Annotated in this window: 21 protein-coding genes, 1 rRNA gene, 1 other RNA gene, 3 pseudogenes and 1 riboswitch; of the genes and pseudogenes, 20 read left to right on the top strand and 6 right to left on the bottom strand. The window is 57.7% G+C overall.

What is annotated here, in order from left to right:
* From rrf to F6V30_RS16445, 13 genes and pseudogenes are all read left to right on the top strand, one after another.
* Nucleotides 1-85: ribosomal RNA gene (rrf, locus tag F6V30_RS16500) — 5S ribosomal RNA — on the top strand; the annotation flags it as partial.
* A gap of 318 nt (nucleotides 86-403) precedes the next feature.
* Nucleotides 404-1174: an MBL fold metallo-hydrolase gene (locus F6V30_RS16495; RefSeq protein WP_151158277.1), complete on the top strand. Its 771-nt coding sequence runs from the start codon at nucleotides 404-406 to the stop codon at nucleotides 1172-1174.
* A 230-nt stretch (nucleotides 1175-1404) separates the two neighbouring features.
* Complete coding sequence (gene purB / locus F6V30_RS16490) at nucleotides 1405-2700, top strand: adenylosuccinate lyase (RefSeq protein ID WP_151158276.1); 1296 nt, start codon at nucleotides 1405-1407, stop codon at nucleotides 2698-2700.
* Nucleotide 2701: 1 nt separating this feature from the next.
* Nucleotides 2702-3790, top strand: coding sequence for a mechanosensitive ion channel family protein (locus F6V30_RS16485; protein ID WP_246163595.1), 1089 nt, complete (start codon nucleotides 2702-2704; stop codon nucleotides 3788-3790).
* A gap of 1 nt (nucleotide 3791) precedes the next feature.
* The gene (locus tag F6V30_RS16480; protein WP_151158274.1) at nucleotides 3792-6782 is read left to right on the top strand and encodes a phosphoribosylformylglycinamidine synthase subunit PurS; all 2991 of its coding nucleotides are present in this window, start codon (nucleotides 3792-3794) and stop codon (nucleotides 6780-6782) included.
* A 45-nt stretch (nucleotides 6783-6827) separates the two neighbouring features.
* A complete protein-coding gene (locus tag F6V30_RS16475; protein ID WP_151158272.1) occupies nucleotides 6828-7418 on the top strand; it encodes a BglII/BstYI family type II restriction endonuclease in 591 nt (196 codons plus the stop codon).
* The gene (locus F6V30_RS16470; RefSeq protein ID WP_151158270.1) at nucleotides 7418-8098 is read left to right on the top strand and encodes an MT-A70 family methyltransferase; all 681 of its coding nucleotides are present in this window, start codon (nucleotides 7418-7420) and stop codon (nucleotides 8096-8098) included. The genes F6V30_RS16475 and F6V30_RS16470 overlap by 1 nt, the downstream gene beginning before the upstream one ends.
* Nucleotides 8099-8116: 18 nt before the next feature.
* Nucleotides 8117-8944 (top strand): phosphoribosylformylglycinamidine synthase subunit PurQ, encoded by an 828-nt coding sequence (locus F6V30_RS16465; RefSeq protein ID WP_151158268.1) that lies wholly within the window; start codon nucleotides 8117-8119, stop codon nucleotides 8942-8944.
* A gap of 25 nt (nucleotides 8945-8969) precedes the next feature.
* Complete coding sequence (purF, locus tag F6V30_RS16460; protein WP_151158266.1) at nucleotides 8970-10397, top strand: amidophosphoribosyltransferase; 1428 nt, start codon at nucleotides 8970-8972, stop codon at nucleotides 10395-10397.
* Nucleotides 10390-10938, top strand: a complete 549-nt coding sequence (pyrE, locus tag F6V30_RS16455) for an orotate phosphoribosyltransferase (RefSeq protein WP_151158264.1) — start codon at nucleotides 10390-10392, stop codon at nucleotides 10936-10938. The genes purF and pyrE overlap by 8 nt, the downstream gene beginning before the upstream one ends.
* Nucleotides 10938-11666 (top strand): annotated as a pseudogene (locus F6V30_RS16450) (TlyA family RNA methyltransferase); the annotation flags it as partial. The gene pyrE and the pseudogene F6V30_RS16450, both read left to right, overlap by 1 nt.
* A gap of 18 nt (nucleotides 11667-11684) precedes the next feature.
* Entirely contained in the window at nucleotides 11685-12029 is a 345-nt protein-coding gene (locus tag F6V30_RS17545) for a histidine triad nucleotide-binding protein (RefSeq protein WP_218043346.1), read from the top strand.
* 19 nt (nucleotides 12030-12048) lie between these two features.
* On the top strand, nucleotides 12049-12576 hold the full coding sequence (locus F6V30_RS16445) for a DUF4124 domain-containing protein (protein ID WP_191965755.1): 528 nt from the start codon (nucleotides 12049-12051) through the stop codon (nucleotides 12574-12576).
* Between the two features lie 76 nt (nucleotides 12577-12652).
* Here the strand turns inward: F6V30_RS16445 and F6V30_RS16440 are convergent, their stop codons facing one another.
* Entirely contained in the window at nucleotides 12653-13951 is a 1299-nt protein-coding gene (locus F6V30_RS16440) for an Nramp family divalent metal transporter (protein WP_151158258.1), read from the bottom strand.
* A gap of 11 nt (nucleotides 13952-13962) precedes the next feature.
* Nucleotides 13963-15222 (bottom strand): magnesium transporter, encoded by a 1260-nt coding sequence (locus F6V30_RS16435; RefSeq protein ID WP_151158256.1) that lies wholly within the window; start codon nucleotides 15220-15222, stop codon nucleotides 13963-13965.
* A 63-nt stretch (nucleotides 15223-15285) separates the two neighbouring features.
* Nucleotides 15286-15451, bottom strand: a riboswitch (M-box (ykoK) riboswitch).
* Between the two features lie 140 nt (nucleotides 15452-15591).
* Here F6V30_RS16435 and smpB point away from each other — a divergent pair.
* From smpB to F6V30_RS17410, 7 genes and pseudogenes are all read left to right on the top strand, one after another.
* Nucleotides 15592-16050, top strand: coding sequence for an SsrA-binding protein SmpB (smpB, locus tag F6V30_RS16430; protein WP_151158254.1), 459 nt, complete (start codon nucleotides 15592-15594; stop codon nucleotides 16048-16050).
* A gap of 45 nt (nucleotides 16051-16095) precedes the next feature.
* Nucleotides 16096-16449: a transfer-messenger RNA gene (ssrA, locus tag F6V30_RS16425) on the top strand.
* A 121-nt stretch (nucleotides 16450-16570) separates the two neighbouring features.
* Nucleotides 16571-16792, top strand: a pseudogene (locus tag F6V30_RS17540) (GIY-YIG nuclease family protein); the annotation flags it as partial.
* A 336-nt stretch (nucleotides 16793-17128) separates the two neighbouring features.
* On the top strand, nucleotides 17129-19012 hold the full coding sequence (locus tag F6V30_RS16415) for a hypothetical protein (RefSeq protein WP_151158252.1): 1884 nt from the start codon (nucleotides 17129-17131) through the stop codon (nucleotides 19010-19012).
* A 158-nt stretch (nucleotides 19013-19170) separates the two neighbouring features.
* The gene (locus tag F6V30_RS16410) at nucleotides 19171-19635 is read left to right on the top strand and encodes a hypothetical protein (RefSeq protein WP_151158250.1); all 465 of its coding nucleotides are present in this window, start codon (nucleotides 19171-19173) and stop codon (nucleotides 19633-19635) included.
* A 173-nt stretch (nucleotides 19636-19808) separates the two neighbouring features.
* Nucleotides 19809-20042 carry a hypothetical protein gene (locus tag F6V30_RS16405; protein ID WP_151158248.1) on the top strand — a complete coding sequence of 78 codons (234 nt, stop codon included), beginning with the start codon at nucleotides 19809-19811 and terminating at the stop codon, nucleotides 20040-20042.
* A 97-nt stretch (nucleotides 20043-20139) separates the two neighbouring features.
* Nucleotides 20140-20280: pseudogene (locus tag F6V30_RS17410) on the top strand (integrase); the annotation flags it as partial.
* 111 nt (nucleotides 20281-20391) lie between these two features.
* On the opposite strand, the gene F6V30_RS16395 reads toward F6V30_RS17410, so the two are convergent.
* From F6V30_RS16395 to F6V30_RS16380, 4 genes are all read right to left on the bottom strand, one after another.
* Nucleotides 20392-21594, bottom strand: a complete 1203-nt coding sequence (locus F6V30_RS16395) for a hypothetical protein (protein WP_151158246.1) — start codon at nucleotides 21592-21594, stop codon at nucleotides 20392-20394.
* 149 nt (nucleotides 21595-21743) lie between these two features.
* Nucleotides 21744-21911, bottom strand: a complete 168-nt coding sequence (locus F6V30_RS17535) for a topoisomerase DNA-binding C4 zinc finger domain-containing protein (protein WP_151158244.1) — start codon at nucleotides 21909-21911, stop codon at nucleotides 21744-21746.
* Between the two features lie 323 nt (nucleotides 21912-22234).
* A complete protein-coding gene (locus F6V30_RS16385) occupies nucleotides 22235-23797 on the bottom strand; it encodes a DHA2 family efflux MFS transporter permease subunit (RefSeq protein ID WP_151158242.1) in 1563 nt (520 codons plus the stop codon).
* The gene (locus F6V30_RS16380) at nucleotides 23784-24824 is read right to left on the bottom strand and encodes an HlyD family secretion protein (RefSeq protein WP_191965753.1); all 1041 of its coding nucleotides are present in this window, start codon (nucleotides 24822-24824) and stop codon (nucleotides 23784-23786) included. Before F6V30_RS16380 ends, F6V30_RS16385 begins: the two co-directional genes overlap by 14 nt.
* Nucleotides 24825-24860 lie beyond the last annotated feature (36 nt).

The raw sequence follows: 24860 nt of genomic DNA, 5'->3' as shown, positions 1-24860 counted from the left end.
TCCCATCTCGAACACGGAAGTTAAGCCCCTCAGGGCCGATGATACTGCACGGGTAGCTGTGTGGGAAAGTAGGTCGCCGCCGGGAATAATTAAAACAACGAGCCCTTCAGGAGCATTCCTGAAGGGCTCGATTGCGTTTCACTCACGGAAAAATCGGGAAGCGTGAATCGTGAATGGGGCACGGCCGGCTCTTCATTCACGTCTTACCATTCACCATTCACAGAATGTGGTGTAAGGATACCATGATTACCCTTGAAACTATTCTGCGCTTCGAGTATAAGTAGTGTTTATTATTAAGCCACATAAACGCCGTCGTGCGTCAACCATAACTTTCTGAAATCCTTCTGTTGTTTATGCCATTTTGGGGCATGTGCTTCGTCAGTCCGGGAATCCTGGAGTCCGTGTGAAAATCTGTTCGCTGGCCAGCGGCAGCAAAGGCAACTGTCTGTATGTCGAAACAGGCGATACGCGTCTGTTGATCGATGTGGGGCTATCGCTGCGCGAAACGTTGCTCCGCATGGAGACCCGGGGCATCGATGCCGCCGCAGTCCATGCCGTGCTGGTCAGTCATGAGCATATCGACCATATCCGCAGTGTGGGGGCCTTTGCCCGCAAGTTCAAGGTGCCGGTGGTCGCCAGCCATCTGGTGTGCAAAAAAGCGGAGAAATACCTGCACAAGACGCAGTTGATCGAGTTCGAAGCCGGTTGCGCCCTGACGTTGCGGGACGTGCAGGTCGATCCGTTCCCCATTACCCACGACGCCTGCGACCCGGTCGGCTTTATCCTGGAGTCGGGGGAGGGGCGCTGCGGCTCGGCCACCGACCTGGGGATCGCCACCCGCCTGGTGGCGGAAAAGTTGCGCGGGTGTCGGGCGCTGAACCTGGAATCGAACCACGATGTGGAGATGCTGATGAACGGCCCCTATCCCTGGGAGCTGAAGCAGCGCATCAAGTCGCGCCACGGCCATCTTTCCAACGAGGAATCGCTGGAACTGCTCTTCGATCTGGCCCACGCCGGGCTGGAGGCTTTGGTGATGGCCCACCTGTCCGAGGTCAATAACCACCCGGACTACGTGGTCCGCACCACCGACGCCTTTCTGCGCGACCAGAACGTCTGCGCCCCCCGGATTGTGATCGGTGACCAATACACGGCAAGTGACGTTATGACGATTTAACCTAAAGACGGCAGTTATTCACCACAAAGACACAAAGAGCACAAAGGATTCTCAGGGTTAGCGGCGAAAGGCGTTCTCCCCGAAGGTGAGTCGAGCCAATAATGAAATTGTCATATAATTAGCTGAAATTATTCTTTGTGTATGCTTTGTGTCCTTTGTGCCTTTGTGGTGAACTGCTTTTTCTAGATTTAGCGGCCCTATAATTTCAAATTGATACCAGGAGTTACCATATGATACCTCGTTATACCCGCCCCGACATGGCCCGCATCTGGGAGCCCGAAAACCGTTTCCGCATCTGGCTGGAGATAGAGACCCTGGCGTGTGAGGCCCAGGCCGAATTGGGGGTCATCCCCAAGGAGGTTGTACCGGTCATCCGTGAGAAGGGGAACTTCGATATCGCCCGTATCGACGCGATCGAGGCCGAGGTAAAGCATGACGTGATCGCATTCCTCACCTCGGTGTCCGAATATGTCGGGCCGGAGGCGCGCTTCATCCACCAGGGGATGACCTCCTCCGACGTGCTGGATACCTGTCTGTCGGTGCAGTTGGTCCAGGCCGCCGACGAACTGTTGGCCGACCTGGATATGGTGCTTGCATCGATCAAGGAACGCGCCCTGGAACATAAGGATACCGTATGCATCGGCCGTTCCCACGGCATCCATGCCGAGCCGGTCACCTTCGGCCTCAAGCTGGCCTCCTGGTATGCCGAGATGCAGCGCAACCGCCAGCGCCTGACCGCAGCGCGCGAAAACATCGCCACCGGCGCCATATCCGGGGCAGTGGGCACCTTCGCCAATATCGACCCCTCTGTGGAAGAGTACGTTTGCAAAAAGATGGGGCTCACGCCCGAGCCGGTCTCGACCCAGGTTATCCCCCGTGACCGTCATGCCGAGTACTTCTGTGTCCTGGCACTGATCGCCTCCTCCATTGAGCGCATCGCCATCGAGGTCCGCCACCTGCAGCGCACCGAGGTGCTGGAGGCTGAAGAGTTTTTCAGCAAGGGACAGAAGGGGTCGTCGGCTATGCCCCACAAGCGCAACCCGATCCTCTCCGAAAACCTGACCGGACAGGCCCGCTATATCCGCTCCATGTGCATCCCGGCGCTGGAAGACGTGGCCCTGTGGCACGAGCGGGATATCTCCCACTCCTCGGTGGAACGCTACATCGCCCCGGACGCCACGGTGGCGCTCGACTTTTCCCTGCGGCGCTTGAACGGCCTGATCAAGAACCTGGTGGTCTACCCCAAGAATATGCTGGACAACCTGAACAAGATGAAGGGGTTGGTCTTCTCCCAGAAAATCCTCCTCGATTTGACTCAGGCTGGTGTGTCGCGGGAGGCCGCCTATCGTATGGTTCAGCGCAACGCCATGAAGGTCTGGGAGCAGGGCAAGGATTTCCAGCAGGAATTGCTGGCCGACCAGGATGTGGTCGGCGCTCTGGGCGAGGCCAAAATCCGCGAATCGTTCGATCTCAACTACCACCTCAAACATGTCAATACCATCTTCAAGCGGGTATTCGGTGAATAGAATGCTGGATATGATCCAAGGGCTTTTCCGGCCGCTGGATACGGACGGCCCCATCCTGTTCTGGGCCAAGGAAATCCTGGGCGCGCTCCTGATCCTGGCCATTTTCTGGATGCTGGCCCAACTGATCGTCATGGCGCTGGACAAGTGGGGCAAGCGGCTGGCCTCCTTCACCAGCACCGACCTGGACGACCGCATCCTCCACCGCATTACCCCCCATGTCTCGCGGCTTCTGGTCACATCGGGCATCTACCTGGCGATCCGTTCCCTGCCGCTGCATGAAAAGTTGATCACGGTCTTCTCCGGCGTTCTCTTCATCGTCCTGGTGATCATCGTCTTCAACCTGATCTACCACGCCTTTGACGAACTGTTGCAGTGGTATATCGCCGGCCGGCAGCACGATACCGATGCCCTGATCTCCCGGCACATGATCCCGATTGCGGAAAAAGTCACCATGCTGTTCCTGATGGGGGCGGCGCTGATCGTCATCCTCAAGCATTTCAACTACGACATCTTCTCGCTGGTCACCGCACTCGGCATCGGCTCCCTGGCCATCGGCATGGCCGCCAAGGATACCCTGGCCCACATGATCTCGGGCTTCACCCTCATGCTCGACCAGCCCTTTCGAATCGGCGACCGCATCCAACTGTCGGGCGGCCAGGTGGGGGATGTGGCCGGCATCGGCCTGCGCAGCACCAAGATCAAAACCATGGACAACCAACTGTTGATCATCCCCAACTCGGACCTGTGCAATACCATGTTGATCAACCAGGCTTTCCCGGATGCCCGCGCCAAGGGGCGCGTCAATATCGGCGTGGCCTACGGCAGCGACGTGGATAGGGTCAAGGCGCTTCTGGTGGCCACGGCCCTGGAGGTGGAGGATGTGCTGCGCGACCCGGCGCCCGAAGCATATTTTGTCTCCTTTGGCGATTCGGCCCTGAATATGTCGCTCTTTTTCTGGGTGGAGGAGTACTCCCGCCTGTTCGGTACCACCGATAAGGTCAACTCGCTGATTATTCGCCGCTTTACCGAAAATAGCATCGAAATCCCGTTCCCCATCAGGACGGTGATCATGGAAAAAGGAACCAACTGACATGGCGCACAGAATTGAAGTTGCCCTGAAGGAGAGCGTCCGCGACGCCTGCGGTGAACGGATCAAGCGGGAGATCGAGCATTTCCTGCATCTGGCGGTGGACGAGGTCCGCACCATCGACGTGTATACCGTTGATGCCGCCTTGACGCCGGAGGAGCTGCAACAGGCCGCGGCAGGCCCGTTCAGCGACCCGGTGATCCAGGAGTGGAGCATCGAACGGCCCTTGGCGGCCGGTTTCGATTGTGCCGTGGAGGTCGGTTTCCGCCCCGGCGTGACCGACAACGTGGGGCGCACCGCCCGGGAAGCCGTGGAATACCTGACCGGCCGTTCTTTTGCCGCCGGCGAAGGGGTCTACTATTCGGTGCAGTACCTGCTGAAGGGCGCCTTTGAGGTCGCCGATGTCGAGCAAATCGCCACCGGCCTCTTGTGCAACACCCTCATTCAGCGCTACAGCGTGCTCTCGGCCGCCGATTTCATGGCCAAGCGCGGTTTTGCGCCGACGGTCCCCAAGGTGCTGGCCGAGGCCAAGGCCGAGGTCAGTGAAATTGATCTGAACGTGTCTGACGAGGAGTTGCTGCGTATCAGCAAGGAGGGGGTTCTGGCCCTGACCCTGGAGGAGATGCGGATCATCCAGGCCCATTACCGCGACCCGCAGGTCGTGGCGGAGCGCGCCACCGTAGGCCTGGGCGCCAACCCGACCGATGTGGAGTTGGAGTGCCTGGCCCAGACCTGGTCGGAACACTGCAAGCACAAGATCTTTTCCGGTACGGTGCAGTACGAGGATGAAGAGGGCAACAAGCAGGAGATCAAATCCCTGTTCAAGTCGTTCATCCAGCGGACCACCAGGGATGTGCGCGCTAAATTGGGCGATAAGGACTTCTGCCTGTCGGTGTTCAAGGACAATGCCGGGGTGATCAAATTCAATGACCGGCAGTCGCTGGTCTTCAAGGTGGAAACCCACAACTCGCCGTCGGCCCTGGACCCTTACGGCGGGGCGTTGACCGGCATTGTGGGGGTCAATCGCGACCCCTTCGGCACCGGCCAGGGGGCCAAGCTGATCTTCAATACCGACGTGTTCTGCTTCGCCGACCCGTTCTATGAAAAAGCGCTCCCCGCGCGCCTGCTCCATCCCCGCCGCATCTACGAAGGGGTGGTGGAGGGGGTCGAGCATGGCGGCAACAAGAGCGGCATCCCCACGGTGAACGGTTCTCTGGTCTTTGACGAGCGTTTCGCCGGCAAGCCGCTGGTTTTCTGCGGTACCGCCGGGATCATGCCGAGTGAGATCAACGGCCAGCCGAGCCACGAGAAATCCATCAAACCGGGGGACCTGATCGTGATGACCGGCGGCCGTATCGGCAAGGACGGCATTCACGGCGCGACCTTTTCGTCCGAAGAGCTGAACGAAAACTCGCCGGTCACGGCGGTGCAGATCGGCGACCCGATCACCCAGAAACGCATGTTCGACTTCCTGATCCGGGCGCGGGACAAGGCGCTCTACCGCTTCATCACCGACAACGGCGCCGGGGGGCTTTCCTCCTCGGTGGGCGAGATGGCCGGCGAGTGCGGCGGCTGTCGCATGGACCTCGCTAAAGCCCCGCTTAAATATCCCGGACTCAACCCCTGGGAAATTATCATCTCCGAAGCCCAGGAACGCATGTCCCTGGCGGTGCCGCCCGAACGGATCGACGAGTTCCTGGCCATGGCCAAACGTTTCGGCGTCGAGGCCACGGTACTGGGCGAATTCACCGACAACGGCGTATTCCATATCCTCTATGATGACCGTACCGTAGCCTGGCTGCCCATGGCGTTCATGCACGAGGGGCTGCCGCCGCTGCAACTGCCCGCCAAATGGGACCCGCCCCGGCATGCCGAACCGGTTGTCGAGGTCAAGGGGGATTACTCCGACGATCTGGCCGCCCTGCTCGGGGCGCTCAACATCTGCTCCAAGGAGTCGGTAGTGCGCCGCTACGATCACGAGGTCCAGGGGGGCTCGGTGGTGAAGCCGTTCAGCGGCGTTGCCAACGACGGCCCCTCCGACGCCGCCGTGGTGCGGCCGATCCTGGATTCCTTCGAAGGGGTGGTGACGGCCCACGGCATCTGCCCGCGCTATTCCGATATCGATACCTACCACATGACCGCCAACGCCATCGACGAGGCGTTGCGCAACTACGTGGCCGTGGGCGGCTCCCTTGATCTGGTGGCCGGCCTGGACAACTTCTGCTGGTGCGACCCGGTCCTGTCGGAGAAAACCCCGGACGGCCCCTACAAGATGGCCCAACTGGTGCGTTCCAACCAGGCGCTGTACGACATCTGCATGGCCTACAACCTGCCGCTGATCTCGGGCAAGGATTCCATGAAGAACGATTTCTACGACGGCTCCACCAAGATTTCCATTCCGCCGACCCTGCTCTTCTCGGTGATCGGCAAGATCGAGGATGCCCGCAACGCCGTCACCATGGACGTGAAACGGCCGGGCGATATCGTGTATCTGCTGGGCAAAACCGGCGACGAGTTGGGCGGTTCCGAATATTTTGCCCTCAAGGGCGCCATCGGCAACAAGGTGCCACTGGTGGACACCGGCCGGGCCTACCGACGCTACCAAGCCTACCATCAGGCGGTCACGCAGCGGCTGGCGGCCTCCTGCCACGACCTCTCCGACGGCGGCCTGGCCGTGGCCGCGGCCGAGTCGGCCTTTGCCGGGGGCTACGGCATGAGCCTGGAACTCTCCCGGGTGCTCTGGAAAGGGGACATGGCGGGTAAATCCGATGCGACGCTGCTCTTTTCCGAATCGGCATCGCGCCATCTTGTTACGGTTCACCCCGAACAACGGGAAGAATTTGAGAACATCATGAGCGGCAACTGTTTCGCCTCCATCGGCGTGGTGACCCCGGAGCCGGTGCTCGCCATCGTGGGACTGAATGGTGCCGCCGTTGTGCGTGCCGGGCTGGCGGAGTTGAAGGAAGCCTGGCAGAAGACATTGAGGGAGCTGTAAGAGGCTGGTATGCCTATCAAATGATTGTGCTGAAATGGGGTCGTTATGGGTATTGAGCTAATTCCTGACTATATTCGTGATAATTATGAAGTACACGAATGGAAACATGCATGTGCTATCTTAAAGAGTGACTTCACAAGTGAATGGAATGATATTATTTCAATTTTGATGGAGTTTCGACTTAGGAAAAGTTGGATTACCGTCGGTGGTGGCAGAAAATCCAAGGTTGCTGAGTCAATTGACAGTGCATTCTCGAGAAAAGGATGGGTTGAAAAATCTTTTGAGACAAAAGTCATAGTTGACCAACATCAGATGGATTCTCCAACACATAAGGTTGATTGTTATAAAAATCGTGTTGCTCTTGAAATAGAATGGAACAATAAAGATCCTTTTTTTGATCGAGATTTAAATAATTTTCGCTTGCTTTTTGATCTTCGAGCGATTTGTGCCGGTATCATTATTACTCGCTGCGATGAGCTTCAGGACGTTTTTGACAGTTTGGAGCGCGGTTCTTCTTACGGTTCTTCAACGACACATATGAGTAAACTGTTGCCACGAATCGAAGGTGGCGGCGGTGCCGGTTGTCCTCTCTTGGTTTTCGGTATCAAAAAATCACTTTATCTCGAGGACTGCTGATGAGCAAACAAAACAGTACTGCTGTCGATGATTTTAAAAGAAGAATTACAGGAGAGTTCGGTACAATATTAGCCGATCCACCCTGGCAGTTTAACAATCGGACTGGCAAAATGGCGCCTGAACACCAACGCCTGCTTCGTTACCCCACGATGGCGCTTGAAGAAATAATGTCGCTGCCAGTCCAAGACGTCGCTGCTCAAAAGAGTCACCTCTATCTTTGGGTTCCCAATGCACTTCTCGCCGAGGGGCTTGAAGTCATGCGTCGTTGGGGTTTCACTTACAAAAGTAATCTGGTTTGGTATAAAACAAGAAAAGATGGCGGCCCCGATGGTCGTGGAGTCGGTTTTTACTTTCGTAATGTTACAGAATTGATCTTATTCGGAATACGTGGAAAAATGCGAACTCTGGATGCCGGACGCCGCCAAGTAAATATTATTTCTTCAAACAAACGTGAACACTCACGTAAACCCGACGAGCAGTATGGTTTGATTGAGTCATGCAGTCCAGGCCCATATTTGGAATTATTCTGCCGGCACCCTCAGCCAGGTTGGGTTGCATGGGGGAATGAAATATCCGAAGAGGGAAACAAACGAAACGGCATTATTTGGAATAATCAAAAAGTAATTGAATTGCCTCAACCCCGTTTGTTCGAAAAGAAAACAAAGTACAACAGTAAATAGACCAATAGGAATAGCTATATGAAAAAAACGAGAGCCATCGTCATCACCGGAAACGGCACCAACTGCGAGACCGAGGCGGCCCATGCGTGCCGTCTGGGAGGCTTCGACGAGGCGGTCATCGCCCATATCGCCGAGATCCTCTCCGGAGAGGTCCGGCTGGACGACTTCCATTTTCTCAACCTGACCGGCGGTTTTCTGGACGGGGACGACCTGGGGAGCGCCAAGGCCCAGGCCAACCGCTTGAAACACGCCGGCGTCAGCGGTACGGGCGAAAAACTGGTGGAGCAGTTCACCCGTTTCATCGCTGCCGGCAAGCTGATCCTGGGGGTCTGCAACGGCTTCCAGTTGATGGTCAAGATGGGCATGTTGCCCGGTTTTGACGGCGATTTCCTGACCCAGCGCACGACCCTGACCTTTAACGACTGCGGTCGTTTTCAGGATCGGTGGGTGTATCTGAAGACCGATGCGGCCTCGCCCAGCGTCTTCACCACGGGGATCGAGCACGGTATCTACCTGCCGATGCGCCACGGCGAGGGGAAATTCCTCTGCGATTCGCCTGCAACCCTGGAGCGCATCGAGCGGGAACACCTGGCGGTACTGAAATACTCCGGTCCGGATTACGCGGCGGCGACCATGGAGTTTCCCCTGAATCCCAACGGAGCCCAGAACGCCATCGCCGGGCTGTGCGACCCGACCGGCCGCCTGATGGGCCTGATGCCCCATCCCGAGGCCTTTGTGCATTACACCCAACATCCCCGCTGGACCCGGGAAGAGCTGCCGGAAGAGGGGGATGGTCTGAAGCTGTACCGCAACGCGGCGGAGTATGTGAGGAAAAATCTCGTTTAAAATCGGTACAACGGAGCCTTAAGCAATGAATTTTACCCGGCCACACGAAGAATGCGGTGTTTTCGGCGTCTATAACCATCCAGAAGCATCCAACCTGACGTATCTGGGGCTGTACGCCCTCCAGCATCGGGGACAGGAAAGTTGCGGCATCGTCTCGTCGGACGGAACGAGCCTGCACGCCCACAAGCGCATGGGGCTGGTGGCCGATGTCTTCGGCAACCAGGAGGTATTCAAAAAACTGCCCGGAAAGTCGGCCATCGGCCATGTACGCTATTCCACCGCCGGCGCCTCGGTGGAGAAGAATGTGCAGCCGATCATGGTGGACTACTCCCGGGGCTCCATTGCCGTGGCCCACAACGGCAACCTGGTCAACGCCCATCTGCTCAAGGCCGAACTGGAGGCCTACGGCTCCATCTTCCAGACCACCATGGATACGGAGATCATCATCCATCTCCTGGCCATCTCCCACACCAATTCCCTGGTGGACCGCATCGTGGACGCCTTGAATCGCATCAAGGGCGCCTATTGCCTGCTGTTTTTGACCGAAACCCGCATGATCGCCGTACGCGACCCCAACGGCTTCCGCCCCCTGTGTCTGGGGAGGCTGGGAGATGCCTGGGTCGTGGCCTCGGAAAGCTGCGCCCTGGACCTGATCGAGGCCGAGTTCGTGCGGGAGATCGAGCCGGGCGAGATGATCGTCTGCACCAAGGACGGCAACCTGAAATCCCTGTTCCCCTTCAAGAAGGTCGAGCCGACCCCCTGTATCTTCGAGTTCGTCTACTTTGCCCGGCCCGACTCCTATATCTTCGGCAAGAATGTGTACCTGGCCCGCAAGGAGTTGGGGAGACAACTGGCCCGGGAACACGGCGTCGATGCCGATATCGTCATCCCGGTGCCCGACTCCGGCGTGCCGGCAGCCATGGGCTACGCCGAGGAATCCGGGATCCGCTTCGAGATGGGGCTGATCCGCAACCATTACGTGGGGCGGACCTTTATCGAGCCGGCCCAGGCCATCCGCCACTTCGGGGTCAAGATCAAGCTCAACCCGGTACGGGAGATTCTCAAGGGGAAGCGGGTCGTGGTGATCGACGACTCCATCGTGCGCGGCACCACCTCGCGCAAGATCGTCAAGATGGTGCGCAACGCCGGCGCCAAGGAGGTGCACATGCGCATCTCTTCCCCTCCCACCAGCTATCCCTGCTACTACGGCATCGACACCCCCAACCGCAAGGAACTGATCTCTTCCTCCCATACGCTCAGCGAAATCTGCCGCTATATTACCGCAGATTCGCTGGGATACCTGTCCGAAGAGGGATTGGTTCATTCGGTAGGCCTTGAGAATACCGGCTTTTGCAAGGCCTGTTTTGCCGGGACGTACCCGGTTGCATTTCCCCGACCGGCCTTGAAGCCGCAGATGGGACTTTTCGAAGAGGAGTACAGCGAGCATGAGTGACCGTGAAAAACTGAAGAAGATCATCCTGGAGCTGTCCTATGAAAAACGGCTCGTGACCCTGGCCTCCGGCCGGCAGAGCGATTTCTATTTTGACGGCAAACAGACCACGCTGCACGCCGAAGGCGGTTTTCTGGTGGGCAAGCTCTTTTACGAGGCGATCAAGGACGTGGCAGGGGTGGAAGCGGTGGGGGGCATCACCCTTGGCGCCGACCCGATCGCCACGGCGACCTCCATTGCCGCCCATCTGGACGGCAGGAAGATGCACGCCTTCATCATCCGCAAGGAGCCCAAGGGGCACGGCACCGGCCAGTGGCTGGAGGGGCGCAAGAACCTGCCCGCCGGAACCGGCGTGGTGATCGTCGAAGACGTGGTCACCACCGGCGGTTCCTCCATGAAGGCCGTGCGCCGGGCCGAAGAAGAGGGGCTGAAGGTGCTGGGCATCGTCACCCTGGTCGACCGCGAGGAAGGCGGCCGGGAGAACATCGAGGCCGAGGGGTATTGGTTGAGGACCATCTTCACAAGGTCTGAACTCGTCGCTTAATGGCGACAAAGGAACGCCTGGATAAGCTGATGGTCGCGCGCGGCCTGGCCCCCACCCGGGAAAAGGCCCAGGCCCTCATCATGGCCGGCCAGGTGGTGGTGGGCGACCATGCCGCCGACAAAGCCGGACAGCAGGTGACGGCCGCTGCGGAAATCCGCATCAAAGGGGAGGCGCTGCCCTACGTCAGCCGGGGCGGCCTCAAGCTCAAAAAGGCGCTGGACGCATTCGGCGTGGACGTGGGCGGGCTGGTGGCCCTGGATGTGGGGGCCTCCACCGGTGGGTTCACCGATTGCCTGTTACAGTCCGGGAGCCGCAAGGTCTTTGCGGTGGACGTGGGGTACGGCCAGTTGGCGTGGAAGCTGCGCCAGGACCCGCGGGTCGTCAATCTGGAGCGGACCAACATCCGCCACCTCACCCCGGACCGGCTCAATGAAGTACCGGCACTGGCGGTCATCGACGCCTCCTTTATCCCGCTCTCCAGAGTCCTGCCGGCCGTGGTCGGGCTGATGCGGCCGGGCGGCCGTGTCATCGCCTTGATCAAGCCCCAGTTCGAGGTGCCCCGGGGCGACGTGGGACAGGGGGGCATCGTCCGCGACCCGGCCGCTCACGAGCAGGCCATCGCAGGCGTCAGGCGGGCCGCAACGGAGCTTGGCGTTCTGGTGCGCGGGGTGTGCGATTCACCTATCCTGGGGGCGGACGGCAACCGGGAGTTTTTGATATTGCTGGAAATACCGGAGGGAACAACCATGGACGCGTGCATCTTCTGCAAGATCATCCGCGGCGAGATACCGTCAAAAAAAGTGTTTGAGGACGATCAGATTCTGGTCATCGAAGACATCGCCCCCAAAGCGCCCCTGCATCTCCTCCTTCTGCCGAAGAGGCATTTCGTCAACTGTCTCGATATGACCGAACAGGACGACGCCCTTGTCGGCTCTATCATGAGAAAGGCGGGGGAAATAGCCCGCCAGAAGGGATATGCCGAGTCCGGCTTTCGTGTGGTGCAGAACAATGGCGAAGGGGTCGGGCAATCGGTATTCCACATCCATTTTCACCTCCTGGCCGGACGTGATTTTACCTGGCCTCCGGGGTAAGGAGAGAGGATTTGAGATCATGAAACGGATTGTAACGGTTGTGGCGGTGATGCTCCTGTGGTCGCTGCCGGCGATGGCGGAAACCTACTCCTGGACCGACAAGAGCGGTACCGTCAACTTCAGCGACGATTACTACAGCGTGCCGAAGCAGTACCGAAAGAAGGTGCGCAGGCTGGGGGACATCGATGCTCAGCCGGCCGCCGACAGCGGGAAGGGCGCCGGTGCGGGGCAGCAGGCGGCGTTGCCGGAAACGGGCAGGAGTGGCGCGGGGACTGACGCCGCCAACAACCAGTATGGCGGGAAAAAGGCGGAAATCTGGCAGCAGGAGTTCAAGGGGCGTTACGCCGAGGTTAAACTGCTCGAAAAGGAGTTGACGGAACTGGAAGAACTCATCAAGAAGCCGGTCGGCATATCCCGCGAGCGCATCCAGGGGCTTCCCCAGGAGTTCCGGGCGACGCAGAAGCGCTATAACGACGCCGTCGCGGCGTACAACGAGTTGAACGACGCCGCCAACAAGGTCGGCCTGCCCGCCGAGTACAGAAAATAGCACCTGCATCAGGAGCGAAAACCCCAAAGGCCCGCCGGATATCCGACGGGCCTTTTCCGTGTGCGCCGGGCTGGGGCTAAAAGGTCACAAGCCCCTTGAGCGCTCCGGGGAGGATCATGTCAAGGGTCATGACCACGGTCATGACGATCATGATTATCACCGTCAGCCAGGCGATGATGTTGAAGACGGGGCCGTTGACGAAGCTGCCCATGAGCTTGCGGTCGTTCACCAGCAGTTGCATGAAGATCAGGATGAACGGCAGCATGGCGCCGTTGACCACCTGGGAGATGAACATGATCTTGAGCAACGGGGCGTTGGGGGCCAGGATCAGGCCGGCGCTGATGACGATGATCACGGTGAAGAGCCAGAAAAACTGGGGGGCCCGCTCGAAATCCTTGTCCACCCCCGACTCCCACCCCATGCCCTCGCAGATGTAGAAGGCCGTGGAGAGCGGCAGGATGCAAGCTGCGAACAGGGACGCATTGAAGAGGCCAAAGGCGAACAGGGTGGATGCGTGCCTGCCCACCAGCGGCTTGAGCGCCATGGCCGCGTCGGCGGCGGTCTCCACCTTCAGCCCCTGGACATTGATGGTGGCGGCGCAGGCCACCACGATGAAAAAGGCCACCACGATGGCCATGATGCAGCCGAAGATGACGTCCAGCCTGGTAAAGGCGTACTGTTCCGCCGTGATCCCCTTCTCCACCACGGCCGATTGCTGGTAGAACTGCATCCAGGGGGCGATGGTGGTGCCCACGAGGCCGATCAGGGTCATGGTGAAGGCGCTGTCCGAGCGAAACGTCGGGATCACGCTGGCCTTGAGGATGATGTCCCATTTGGGGCCGGCCATGACGGCGGCGATGGGGTAGGCGACATAGACCATGCAGGCCACCAGGAACACCTTCTCCACGGTCTTGTACGACCCCTTGACGATCAACAGCCAGACCACCACGGCGCTGATGGGGACCGACACATACTTGCTGATGCCGAAGATTTCGAGGCTGGCGGCGATGCCGGCAAACTCGGAGATGGAGTTGCCCATGTTGGTCAAAAGCAGGGCGATCATCACGTAGAAGGTGACCTTGACCCCGAACGACTCGCGGATCAGGTCGGCGAGCCCCTTGCCGGTCACGGCGCCCATGCGGGCGCACATCTCCTGGACCACCACCAGGGCGATGGTCGTGGGGAGCATGGTCCAGAGCAGGTCGTTGCCGTAGTTGGCCCCGGCCAGGGAATAGGTCGTGATGCCGCCGGCATCGTTGTCCACATTGGCGGTGATGATGCCGGGACCGAGGATGGCCAGGAACAGCATGATGTTCCTGGGGGTCACGCTCTTGAGCGGCTTGAGGAATTTGAATAGCGATATTCCGGTGAACATGACGTTTCTTCCTATCCTCTCTTCTTCACCAGGCGCGGCAGGTAGTGGGCAAGGACGTCGTCGACGGTGACGATCCCCACCATGCGTTGGTCCTCGTCAAGCACCGGTACTGCCGTCAGGTCGTACCGGGTGAGGGTTTCCAGAATCTCCTCCGGGTCGTCGCCCACATTCACGCTTCTGATGTTGTCTTCCATGATATCGACGATGAGTTCATCGTCTTTGGCGGCGAGCAAATCCTGGAGGCTGAGCACCCCTTCCAGATGTTCGGCGTCATCCAGGAGATAGGCATAATTGATAGTCTCGATCTCCCCCGCGAGCCGGCGCACATCGGCGATGGCGGCGCCAACCGTATGGTTCAGGGGGAGGGTGAGGAATTCGCTGGTCATGAAACCGCCGGCCGTATCTTCCTCGTGTACCAGCAGCTCTTCGATCTCCTCTTTCTCTTCATCGTCCATCAGCCCCAGCAGTTGCTGTGCCGTCTCTTCCGACAGGTCGGCGAGAACGTCGGCGGCATCGTCCGGGGACATCTCTTCCAGGATGTCCGAGGCATGTTCCGCATCCATCTGGCCGATGACCACACTGCGCATCTCCGGTTCCAGTTCGTAGATGGTGTCGCCGGTGGTCTCCGGGTCGATGTTTTCGAGCACGGTCTTGATGTTCTTGATCGGAATCTGCTCGATAATATCCGCCAGGTCGGCCGGATGAATCTCGTTCATCTGGTTGCGGGCGATATTGAGGGCCAGTTTCGACGAATGGGGCTCCAACGGTTGGACATACTCCCAACTGATCTCGGTATTGGGAATGTTCTTTTTGATCAGCCGCGCCACACTGTCGCCGAACCGTTCGTATCCCAGGCGGCGCAGCAATCCGCGAAAGCCGATATCGACGGAGAATATGCACAACTTGTCGTGGAGCTTGCCGAGCTTGATATCGTTGACGCGCACCACCTTGGCACCGTCCACGTCCACGATCTGCTTGTCCAACAGGTCGCGCCGCACCAGGATCTCCGCCTCGCGGTATTCATAGGCGCAAAGGCCGGGCGGGGCGACGCCGGCAGCCGATATCACCACATGGGTAAACAGCGACACCTCGCTCCAGGGGAGCAGCATCTTGCCCATGCGCCCCTTGATCACGATGTGCGACACCTCGGGGAACACCTCGCCCGGCACCATGATGAGGTCGCGGAGGAGCCCGAGCTCTTCGCCTCTGCTGTTGATCACCGAACGGCCGATGACGGCGCTCAGGTATATTTCGCTGTATTCCGTGTTCATAATGGTAACCCCAAAAAAGAAAAGGCCCTTTCGGAGAAAGGGCCTTTGGCGCACGCAAAGAAACCGTTTCCCCACTGGTTGACTTTCGGCAGTGCACAACGTAGGTCAATGACCAGCTACGTTAAGTCAAGCCTTAATCCGGCAAGACCTGGTCTACCCATTGGCGTCTTTCGACATTTTTGGGCAGTAGCCTGTGTTTGTGCAAACGCCTCTGCTAACGAGGAATATGTAACCATATAATCCAAAAGAAAATTGTTTGTCAATACGCAAAAGCCTCCTGACGGTGAAAAAAATGTTACGAAATAATTACCGTTTCGCGACGCAGGATATGATTTCCCTTTCAGCGCCGATTTTGCTATGATTGCACATATGGGTGAGAAACTGATCTGCAACAACAAGAAGGCCTACCATGAATATTTTATCGAGGAAAAACTGGAAGCCGGGATGGTGCTTCAGGGGACCGAGGTAAAATCGCTGCGGGCCGGCACCGTCAACCTGACCGACGCTTTCATGCTGATCCGCGATGGTGAGGCCCTGCTGAACAACCTGCATATCGCGCCCTATGACTTCGGCAACCGCCAGAACCACCAGCCGGATCGCCAGCGCAAGCTGCTCTTGCATCGCAAGGAGATCACCCGGCTTTACGGCAAGGTCAGGGAGCAAGGGTATTCGATCATACCGCTCAGGCTCTATTTCAAGGATGGGCTGGTAAAGGTCGAGATAGGGCTTGCCAAAGGCAAGAAACTATACGATAAACGTGAAGACCTTAAAAAAAGGGATACACAGCGGGAGATATCCCAGACCCTGAAGGCGCGTAATCGGGGTTGACGGCACGAGGACACGTCACTGCGGCGTGTGGAATTTTTTTCAAAGGGGGGTGTAAAGGTTTCGACGGGGAAGTGAAAATCTGGGTTGCACCGGGTCGGGGCAGGTGGCCGACCTTAATAAACCTGCACCGGCATTAATTGCCGACAATTATAACACTCCTGTAGCTCTCGCAGCTTAACAGGCGTCCCCGACCCAGATGCCGGTGGTAAGAAGGGGGCGTCATTCACTACCGGATAGGGAGGCGCAACGCCCGTAGCGCACCCCGAAATTTACGGGACCGCCAGTACAATGCCTTGTCCTTTGCGCATAGTGCCGGTTAAATCGAGCAACGGACTAACGGTGTAGTAGCTCAGATGGTAGGTTCTTCGGACCCGGGTTCGACTCCCGGCACCTCCACCAGCCTACGCCAAGGCTTCGGCTGGCAGGCCATGTGCCTGTCGGGCGAAGCCTTGGCTTTTTGCGTAGGCGGGCTTTTATTCGCCTTGTTGATTGGAGAGATTTGTGAAATACGTATCTCTTCCAGAGCATATCCCACCCCGAACAACGCTATGTTGGCCTTACCTCCCATGTTGAGAATCGTCTTGCCGCTCATAACGCCGGCCAGTCAACCCACACCGCAAAATTCCGCCCTTGGACGTTGGTCGGCTATCTGGCTTTTAGCGACGAAGCCAAGGCGGCCGATTTCGAAAAATACTTGAAATCCGGCTCTGGACGCGCCTTTGCCGGCAAACGGCTTTGGTAGACTTTTGTAGGGTCTGCATTCTGCACAAAATGAAAAATGTAGACGCGGCTCCTTGGGGAGTTCCCCAAAATGAAAAATGTAGACGCGGCCCCTTGGGGAGTTCCCTGCCGGTTTTTCCCTGTGCGTTGACAATTTTTGTCATCACAAACGGGCGGTATCTCCCTTAATATGCAAAATGTGCACGGATGATCTTCTCTCCAGCAGTTCATGTGGCAGCACTATTGTTGGTGTGTTGTCATGTAACTGCGCTAATTCAAACAACAAATCAAGTCTCTTGTCAGCGCCGGTACACTTCGTGCTGAACCCCATCCCAGATGTGGAAATTATGGAGGGGTTATGCGAAACATGATACTGGCAGTCATCGGCCTACTGTTGTTGGGGTGCAGCGGGGGGCAGTCGTCAAATTCCACCATGACGGTTTCCGGTGTTGCCGCAACGGGCGCCGCCGTGTCCGGGACCATTTTTCTCAAGGATTCGGCAGGACATGAGCTGTCGATGGCGACCACGGACGGGACGTTTTCATTCGACGTCTCGGCACTCAAACCCCCGTTCATGCTCAAGGCAAGCTGGGGAGGGAAGACGATGTATTCGTTTGCCGCTGCCGCCGGCACGGCGAACATCACCCCCTTGACCCAGATGATCGTAGCGGCGGCAGCGAGCAGCACGGACCTGGATGCCGCGTACCAGGCGCCGAGCCCGACCACCTTCAGCACCATTGCAGCGAACCTCCCGGCCGCAACGGCGAACCTCCGGAATAGCCTGAAACCCCTTCTTGCGAGCTACGGCGCCGACATGGACCCCATTTCCGGGAAATTCTCGGCGAACGGCTCCGGCATGGACGGCCTGCTCGACCATGTGGCGGTTACCTCTGTCTCGGGCACCGTGTCGATAACCGACAGGAGTTCGGGAGCGACCCTGTTCAGCGCCACGGCATCGCCGGCACTGGCCAACAGCGTTTCCGCCATGAATTGGGCAAACGACTCAGCGGCCGTGGCCCAGGACCCGGACCTCAAGGTCTCCGAGGCCGGAGACGGGCTTGCCGTATGGTGGAGCTATACGGGGACCGGCTACGGCGCAAGCGTGATCCAGGCCCGGTGGCTGAATTCCGAACAATCCGCAACGCAGATCAGCACGGCCACCGGCTTTGCCATGATGCCGAAAGTGGCGATAGATGGGAACGGGAATGCCGTTGTCGTCTGGATGCAGTCCGACAATCAGCTCAACAACGTCTGGGTGAACCGCTATGTTGCCGGTTCCGGATGGGGCAGCCCCAAAAAGCTGACGAGTGCCGTATCGAGTGCCACCGGCCCGTCCGGGGTGCCGTCGATTGCCATTGACGCGGCCGGGAATGCCGTGATCATGTGGAACCAGTCGGATGCCGCCGTCAGCAGCCACTTCGATGTGTACACCAGCCAATATTCCGTGGCGAACAATGCCTGGTCGACACCGGCAATGCTGTCCACCGGCACGAACTCCGCCTATGGCTACAAGGTCGTTGCCAACAACTCCGGCACGGCTGCGGTGATATACAACCAGTTTCAGAGAACCGACGGCAGAGGCGGCAATGGCGACGCAAGCGACATCTGGGTGGCGACGGGAACCACAGCCGGCGGGTTTGCGACCCGCACGAAAGTGAGCAGCAGCGCCAACCCGATCTACGGCCAGGGCTCGCTGGCGATTGACCCCGCCGGGGATATCCTCGCGGCATGGATTCAGAACAATAACTCCGGTTACTTCGATGTCTGGGCCAGCCGGCAACCGGCCGGGGGAAGTTGGGAAGCCCCGAAGACCGTTGCAAACAGCGTGACAGGTGAGTGCTATTCCCCGGAAGTCGCGCTCGACGCCCATGGGAACGCCTTCGCAACGTGGGAGCAACAGTTGGACACCGAGGGAAGGCAGTATGTGGCCGCAAGCCATTACAGCGCGGCGAGCGGAGTGTGGGACGCCCCTGCGGAGATCAGCGAGAACATCGGCAACACCTATGACCAGCACATTGCCGTGGACCCATCGGGGAACGCAACCTTGGTCTGGTATCAGATAGAGTCGGCGGCTGTTACCGTGAGGTCGGCCCAGTACCTCCAGTCGTCCGGTTGGGGGATATCACAACTGATTGCGACCATGGGGGCGGCCTATGACGGATACACGGTCTTTCCGGTGCCGCGGGTAGCCGTAAATTCTTCGGGGAAAAGCATCATAATCTGGGGAACAGGTTCGATGTAAGGTTTGGAGCAAGATATTATATGGGTGACCTGTCCGGGTAAGTTGAAATGCCCCTGAGAAATCAGGGGCATTTTTTGTCGAAAATTCGTTTACCCCTGTAACCCAATGGACCTTCCCCGCGTCTACCGAAATATGCCCCTGCACACCAAGGAGAACCTATGAAGATCTTTATGAACCGCATGCCGTTCCTCGTCGCGGGTGCGCTTGTCGCCGCGACCGCTTCCATCGCCCATGCCGGGCTCAACGTCAATGTAGACATCGGAATACCCACCTCTGCGCCTCCGCCCCAGTTTGTCTTCGTGCCGGATCTGGGCTATTACGTTGCCGTCGGGACGCCGTATGATATGGCGTACATCGGCCGCGACTACTTTATCTTCAGCAATGGTTTCTGGTATCGGACCTCGTACTACGGCGGGCCATTGGTACGGGTGGAGCGAAGAACGATGCCGCCGCTCCTGGTCCGGCACAACCTGAGAGACTTCCGGCGGTTCCGCGAAGCCGAGTTCAGGCGCTATGACCGCGACCGGGACCATTACCGCGGGCAGATTCACCGGCCCGAGGTCAGGAGGGAAGATCGGCGCGAAGAACGGCATGAAGACAGGCGCGAATGGGAAAGGCGTTAAAGCCCGGAACGGTATGATTACGTGTCTCATCACAAGGAGAGGGTAGCTGTGAGAATGATAATCATCGTCATGGCAATCACGTATGCCGTTGCAATTACGCTTGCGAACGCAGATGGTCTTTTACGCTGCTTTGATTGAGGCAAGCACATTAACTAATCGGGAGAGGCCCTGCGATGAACTATAAGATTGCCCTGCTGGCGGCTGCATGTTTGGCCGCACTATTCGGAATGTTCAACAAGCGGTGGGCGGTGGCATGCTCGGTATTTGTCATGCTGAGCGCCATCGGCATCATCACCGCAGACGGTTTATCCCGCTGGGTGGCGGAACACCGGCATGACGTTTGCCCCGCGGAGTCGTATGCCTCGGGGAGGGTGGTTGGGCAGCATGATTCGGGGGCGCGGATTTGATGGGGGAGGGGGGCAGTGGTCAAGTTAACGAACTTAACTACGTCTCCTTAGGTGGCCTTATGGAAATTGCAAAGATGCAAGCCTGACCCCGCGCCCTGCCGTAAAAGACCCGAACGGCAGAGCATACAACCGGACGGCTCACCTTGTCGAACGCCGGAAGATGATGCAGCTATGGGCGGATTACCTGGATGGATTGAAGGCTGTAGCGAAAGTCATACCATTAAAGCGAACGGTGTAACTGGCGCCCCGATAAGGACAAGTCAGGGCAATGGCAAGAACAGGTTGCTTTATAGCGGAGATGAGGGTGTGCGGTCTCGAACGCACCACCCGTTGGTTGGACTTTCAGAAATTAGTTTGCCGTACCGTAAATTACCTTCTCAGCAAAATATCTGATTATAGGGATGAACTCTTCTATAACATTCTCGCTTTCTGAAAGTGGAATATGGCAGTCCTCCCTTTTGTACCTATCACTCGAATGCACAATGGCATTACGAATATGTTTTAAAACTTTAGCGGCATTTGAGATGGCATGCCCTTCTGCTGTGGATATTTCGAGATGTTCACCGAATATTTTTCGTTTTTTGGTATATATCTTATGACCGCAGTCATCTTCTACGCTCTTAAGGTAGGATATAAAATCATGCTCAGGTACAAATTTTTGAATGACACTTCTCAACATTTCGGTCTCATCATTTATTGCGTCAGAGCTTCTTACTAACGCAATTATTCTATCCAAACCATCTTCGTTAGCTCTAAAGTTTGTCTGATATACCATTGTTCTTATTTGGTGATGTAACTTGTCTTCAGTTACTCTAAGAAAATGATATTCAAGAACGTGAAAATAATCTAAAAAACTTTGGCTTGGGAATGGGCTACTTCGTGCTACCTTATAGTAACTTACTACATTATCTTCATATTCGGCTTTTGGAATACTAAAATCATCTGATGTGTTATCTGTGTGCAATGGTAAACATCGCTGGTCTTTAGCTTTCCATATTTCAAGACAATCACGTTGTTCTACAGCTAGCTTAAATAGACAGGCCTTAATTTTAGATATCGATTTTTCGAAAAGATTTGATGGCTTCTTCCTTGATTTTGCTGTATAAGTAGCTGTAAATGGATTAGTCATTAATGCATTTATGGGGAAACTAGTTCTGCTCCTTCCGGTTATTCGGCGTTTCACCACTCTTTCAAAATATTTAGGATATTCATCTGAATCAAAATGTGCAAACGAGTACATAGCAGTGCTTCTAGATATAGATACGGTATTACCGCTACTATCTGTAAATAGGTATTGTAGGTCGCGATAAAATTCTTGATCAAGCCTCATAAGTGGAACTTCGACTGCTTTATTGTGGCACAAGATTCTCGTTGTAGTGTCGAATGTTATGCTTTTCGCTGTCTTGTACTGCTGGTAAGCTTGCTCCCACTCATCATCTATCCTGATTTTAATTGGCGTGCCATCGATGGTTAATACTACAAATTCATTTTCAATTTTACAGTCTAATGAGAACGATTGAAGCCTGTTGGCTATGTAAGAGGTAAATTTCATTTTAGTCGTCCTTTGCCACAAGTAATTTAGTAGTATAAATATTTATTGAGTAGTTATGCTGCCACATATACATGTATAGTGGAACCGTATATTTATTAGAACTTGTCTAAGTTTCAGTAACACAGGGTCTTATAAATATAATAATAGCTTTAAAACCACTTTGGCTCTACATATGGTTCAATAGTCCAGCATTCAGGGTATTTGATGCATACTAAGAACTTCTTTCCTGCCTCTTCTCCTGACTTCTTTTCTCTAACCTTCATTTCGTTCCCACAATTTGGACATTTTTTATTATTTTTCGACTGCGGAGGAAGCATACGGGTGTCAGACCTACACAATTTATAAATCCAGACTTGTTCTCAACTTTTTGACAAGGAATTACAGGGGCACTATACCTATTCTTCTGGCTTCATACTTCAATCAGCAACTCCGCAGCACCTCCAACCCGCCACAGGCAAACCCCCGACCTTCCCCCTTCTACTCCAAGCAAACCCATAATTCAACGCAATATCGCAGTGTTAAAATAATTAACATAAAAATGCCAACAGTCATATCTCCCCGTTATCACATTAAAAAACGGCACTTGAACCATGCTCAAGTGCCGTCATTTGTATCATTTCGATACAGAAAAAAGTTCCGCCTACCTCGCCCGCCGCCGCATAAGCAAGGCCGGCAGCAACGCGGCGAAAAACATCACCGCGACCACGTGAAAACCATCCTGATAGGCCAGCCACTGCGCCTTCGGCACCAGTATTCTTTCCAGATAGTTCATGGCCGCCGGCGGTGCGCCGCTGGGCAGACGGCTGCCGAACGGATTGCCCCAGTGGGTCAGCATCAACCCGAGCTGCTGCACGGCATTGCTCGCCGCCGCCGATGCCGGAGTCATGGCCTGGGCCAGGGCATCGCCGTGGAAGGTGGTCCGCCGGTCGATCAGCACGGACAGCAGATTGACCCCCATGGCGCCCCCGAGTTGGCGTATGAAATTCAGGGCGCCCGAGCCTTGCGCCAGCAACTCGTGGGGCAGGGCGCGCAGGGCGCCGGCGTTCAACGACGGCGTTATCAGCCCCAGCCCGATACGGCCCAGAATGATCCACCAGGCAAAGAGCCGGAACGACGCATCCACATCGGCCCCGGCGCACAGCCAGTTGGACAGGCCGAACAGGGCCAGTCCGGCCATGACCGGCCCCCAGGGGGGCATTCGATCGGCAAGGTGCCCGGCTACCGGGGCCGTCAGCGCCAGCGCAAAGCCTGCGGGCATCAGCAACAGGCCGGAGCGGGTGGGGGTGTACCCCTGCACGAGCTGCACGAACATGGGCACGATATAGGTGGAACCGTAGATGCCCACCCCCAGGGCAAAGGCAACCAGGCAACTTGCCGCGAACCGGCCATTGACGAAGACGCGCAGATTCAGCAGCGGCCGCAGGTACGTCAGCTCCCAGGCGATGAAGGCAACGCCGGCAGCGAGGGCCGCCAGGGACAGGGCCAGGATCAGGTCCGAGCTCCACCCCTCGCGCTGCCCGTTGGAGAGCGCGCTCAGCAGGCAGACCAGAAAAATGCACAGGAAGAGAAAGCCGATCCCGTCGAAGCGGTGGGAAGCCGCCTCCTGCCGGGTGTCGCGGCCGGGCAGGAACAGCGCGGTCGCCGCCATGGCGGCCAGACACACCGGTATGACCGCCAGGAACACGTCGCGCCAACTGTATTCATCCACCAGATAGCCGGCCACGGTCGGGCCGAGCGCCGGCGCCAACACCACGCCCAGGGTATAGATGGACATGGCCCGGCCACGCTGGTCGCGGGGGAAGACCTCCGACAGCACCACCATCGCCACCGGCTGGATCAGCCCGGAGGCCATGCCTTGGAGCACCCGCGCCAGGATGATTTCGTTGCTGGTGGTGCTGACCGCCCCGGCCAAGGTTCCGGCGACGAACACCGCCAGTGCGCCGAGGAACGCCATGCGATAGCCGAAGCGGCCAAGCGCCCAGGCGGTCAGCAGCATGGTGGCCGTCATCGCCGCCAGGAAGCCGGTGGAGAGCCACTGGACCTGATCCTGCCCCAGGCCGAAAGCGCCCATGATGTCCGGCAGCGCCACATTGACCATGGTAGAGGCGGCGGTGGTGACGATGGTGCCGAGCATGACGGTGCCGGTTGCGAGCCATTTATACCGGGCGCCGAAGCGCTCGGCATAGGCCTCAATGGGCGACATCGATGGAAACCTCGACCATGAGGCCGGGTTGCAGCGGCTGTTTGGGCTTGTCGATGGCGATGCGGACCGGCACCCGTTGGGTGATCTTGGTGAAGTTGCCGGATGGGTTGGGGCTGGGCAACAGGGCGAACTGGTTGGTGGCGGCGTTGCCGACGCGTATCACCCGCCCGTGCAGCCCGAGGTTCGGATAGGCGTCCACCGCCACGCTTACCGCTTGACCGACGCGGACTTTGCCGACCGCGGTCTCCTTGACGTTGGCTTCCACCCAGATGTCGTTCGGGTCATGGAGCATCATCAGCCACTGCCCGGCCTGCACGTAGTCGCCCGCATGGATGAAGGTCCTGTCCACGATGCCGTCGCAGGGTGCGCGCAGGGTGCGGTCGGCGATCTCCTGGCGCACCTGCGCCACCTGGCTGGCAAGGGCCGCCCGCTCGCGGCGCAGCACCTCGATCTGCTGCCCCAGCATGGCCACCTGGCCGCGCTGGGCGACCGTTTGCGCCAAGGTCGCCTGCCGGGCGGTGAGTTGCGACCGGGCCTGGCGCAATGACGCCTCGTTCTGGAGCTTGGTGCTGTGCGCGTGGTCCCAGTTCTCGCGGGAAACGGCTCCCTGGCCCACCAGCGCATCGGAACGGGCAAAATCGGCACGGGCCAAGTCCGTCTGGGGTGCGATCATCGCCACGGCCTCCCTGGCGGCAGTCACTTGGGCCCGGGCGTCGGCGATCCCCGCCGTGGTCGTCTTCTCTGTGGTGTCGCGCTGGATCGCGATCTCGCGGATCTGGGCGTCGTGGGCCGCCAGGTTGTTTTCCAGCGTGGCCAGCCGCAGCTTGGCGTCGCGCGTGTCCAGTTCCCCCAGCACCTGTCCTTTGCGCACATGGTCCCCCTCGATCACCGGCCGGGTGACCAGCCAGCCATCGAGCCGGCTGGCAATGGTAACGACCTCGCCGGCCGTCTTGGCGTCGTTCTCCTCCACATGGGTCAGCCGGTTGTGCAGCCAAACCCCGCAGGCCAGCAGTGCGAGAAACAGCACGACGAGGACGACGGGGTGCCGCGCCGCGCCAAACCT

The sequence above is a fragment of the Oryzomonas sagensis genome (genome assembly GCF_008802355.1).
Classification (GTDB): domain Bacteria; phylum Desulfobacterota; class Desulfuromonadia; order Geobacterales; family Pseudopelobacteraceae; genus Oryzomonas; species Oryzomonas sagensis.
Note: the sequence above shows the minus strand (reverse complement) of the source record. Positions and strands in the feature narration are given on the sequence as shown.

Bases quoted from the DNA above. Each gene is read 5' to 3' on its own strand.
- F6V30_RS16485 (WP_246163595.1), top strand. From the start codon at position 2,702: ATGCTGGATATGATCCAAGGGCTTTTCCGGCCGCTGGATACGGACGGC.
- smpB (WP_151158254.1), top strand. From the start codon at position 15,592: ATGGGTGAGAAACTGATCTGCAACAACAAGAAGGCCTACCATGAATAT.
- F6V30_RS16395 (WP_151158246.1), bottom strand. From the start codon at position 21,594: ATGAAATTTACCTCTTACATAGCCAACAGGCTTCAATCGTTCTCATTA.
- F6V30_RS16465 (WP_151158268.1), top strand. From the start codon at position 8,117: ATGAAAAAAACGAGAGCCATCGTCATCACCGGAAACGGCACCAACTGC.
- F6V30_RS16445 (WP_191965755.1), top strand. From the start codon at position 12,049: ATGAAACGGATTGTAACGGTTGTGGCGGTGATGCTCCTGTGGTCGCTG.
- F6V30_RS16405 (WP_151158248.1), top strand. From the start codon at position 19,809: ATGAACTATAAGATTGCCCTGCTGGCGGCTGCATGTTTGGCCGCACTA.
- purF (WP_151158266.1), top strand. From the start codon at position 8,970: ATGAATTTTACCCGGCCACACGAAGAATGCGGTGTTTTCGGCGTCTAT.
- pyrE (WP_151158264.1), top strand. From the start codon at position 10,390: ATGAGTGACCGTGAAAAACTGAAGAAGATCATCCTGGAGCTGTCCTAT.
- F6V30_RS17545 (WP_218043346.1), top strand. From the start codon at position 11,685: ATGGACGCGTGCATCTTCTGCAAGATCATCCGCGGCGAGATACCGTCA.
- F6V30_RS16475 (WP_151158272.1), top strand. From the start codon at position 6,828: ATGGGTATTGAGCTAATTCCTGACTATATTCGTGATAATTATGAAGTA.
- F6V30_RS16385 (WP_151158242.1), bottom strand. From the start codon at position 23,797: ATGTCGCCCATTGAGGCCTATGCCGAGCGCTTCGGCGCCCGGTATAAA.
- purB (WP_151158276.1), top strand. From the start codon at position 1,405: ATGATACCTCGTTATACCCGCCCCGACATGGCCCGCATCTGGGAGCCC.
- F6V30_RS17535 (WP_151158244.1), bottom strand. From the start codon at position 21,911: ATGCTTCCTCCGCAGTCGAAAAATAATAAAAAATGTCCAAATTGTGGG.
- F6V30_RS16480 (WP_151158274.1), top strand. From the start codon at position 3,792: ATGGCGCACAGAATTGAAGTTGCCCTGAAGGAGAGCGTCCGCGACGCC.
- F6V30_RS16440 (WP_151158258.1), bottom strand. From the start codon at position 13,951: ATGTTCACCGGAATATCGCTATTCAAATTCCTCAAGCCGCTCAAGAGC.
- F6V30_RS16415 (WP_151158252.1), top strand. From the start codon at position 17,129: ATGCGAAACATGATACTGGCAGTCATCGGCCTACTGTTGTTGGGGTGC.
- F6V30_RS16470 (WP_151158270.1), top strand. From the start codon at position 7,418: ATGAGCAAACAAAACAGTACTGCTGTCGATGATTTTAAAAGAAGAATT.
- F6V30_RS16435 (WP_151158256.1), bottom strand. From the start codon at position 15,222: ATGAACACGGAATACAGCGAAATATACCTGAGCGCCGTCATCGGCCGT.
- F6V30_RS16410 (WP_151158250.1), top strand. From the start codon at position 19,171: ATGAAGATCTTTATGAACCGCATGCCGTTCCTCGTCGCGGGTGCGCTT.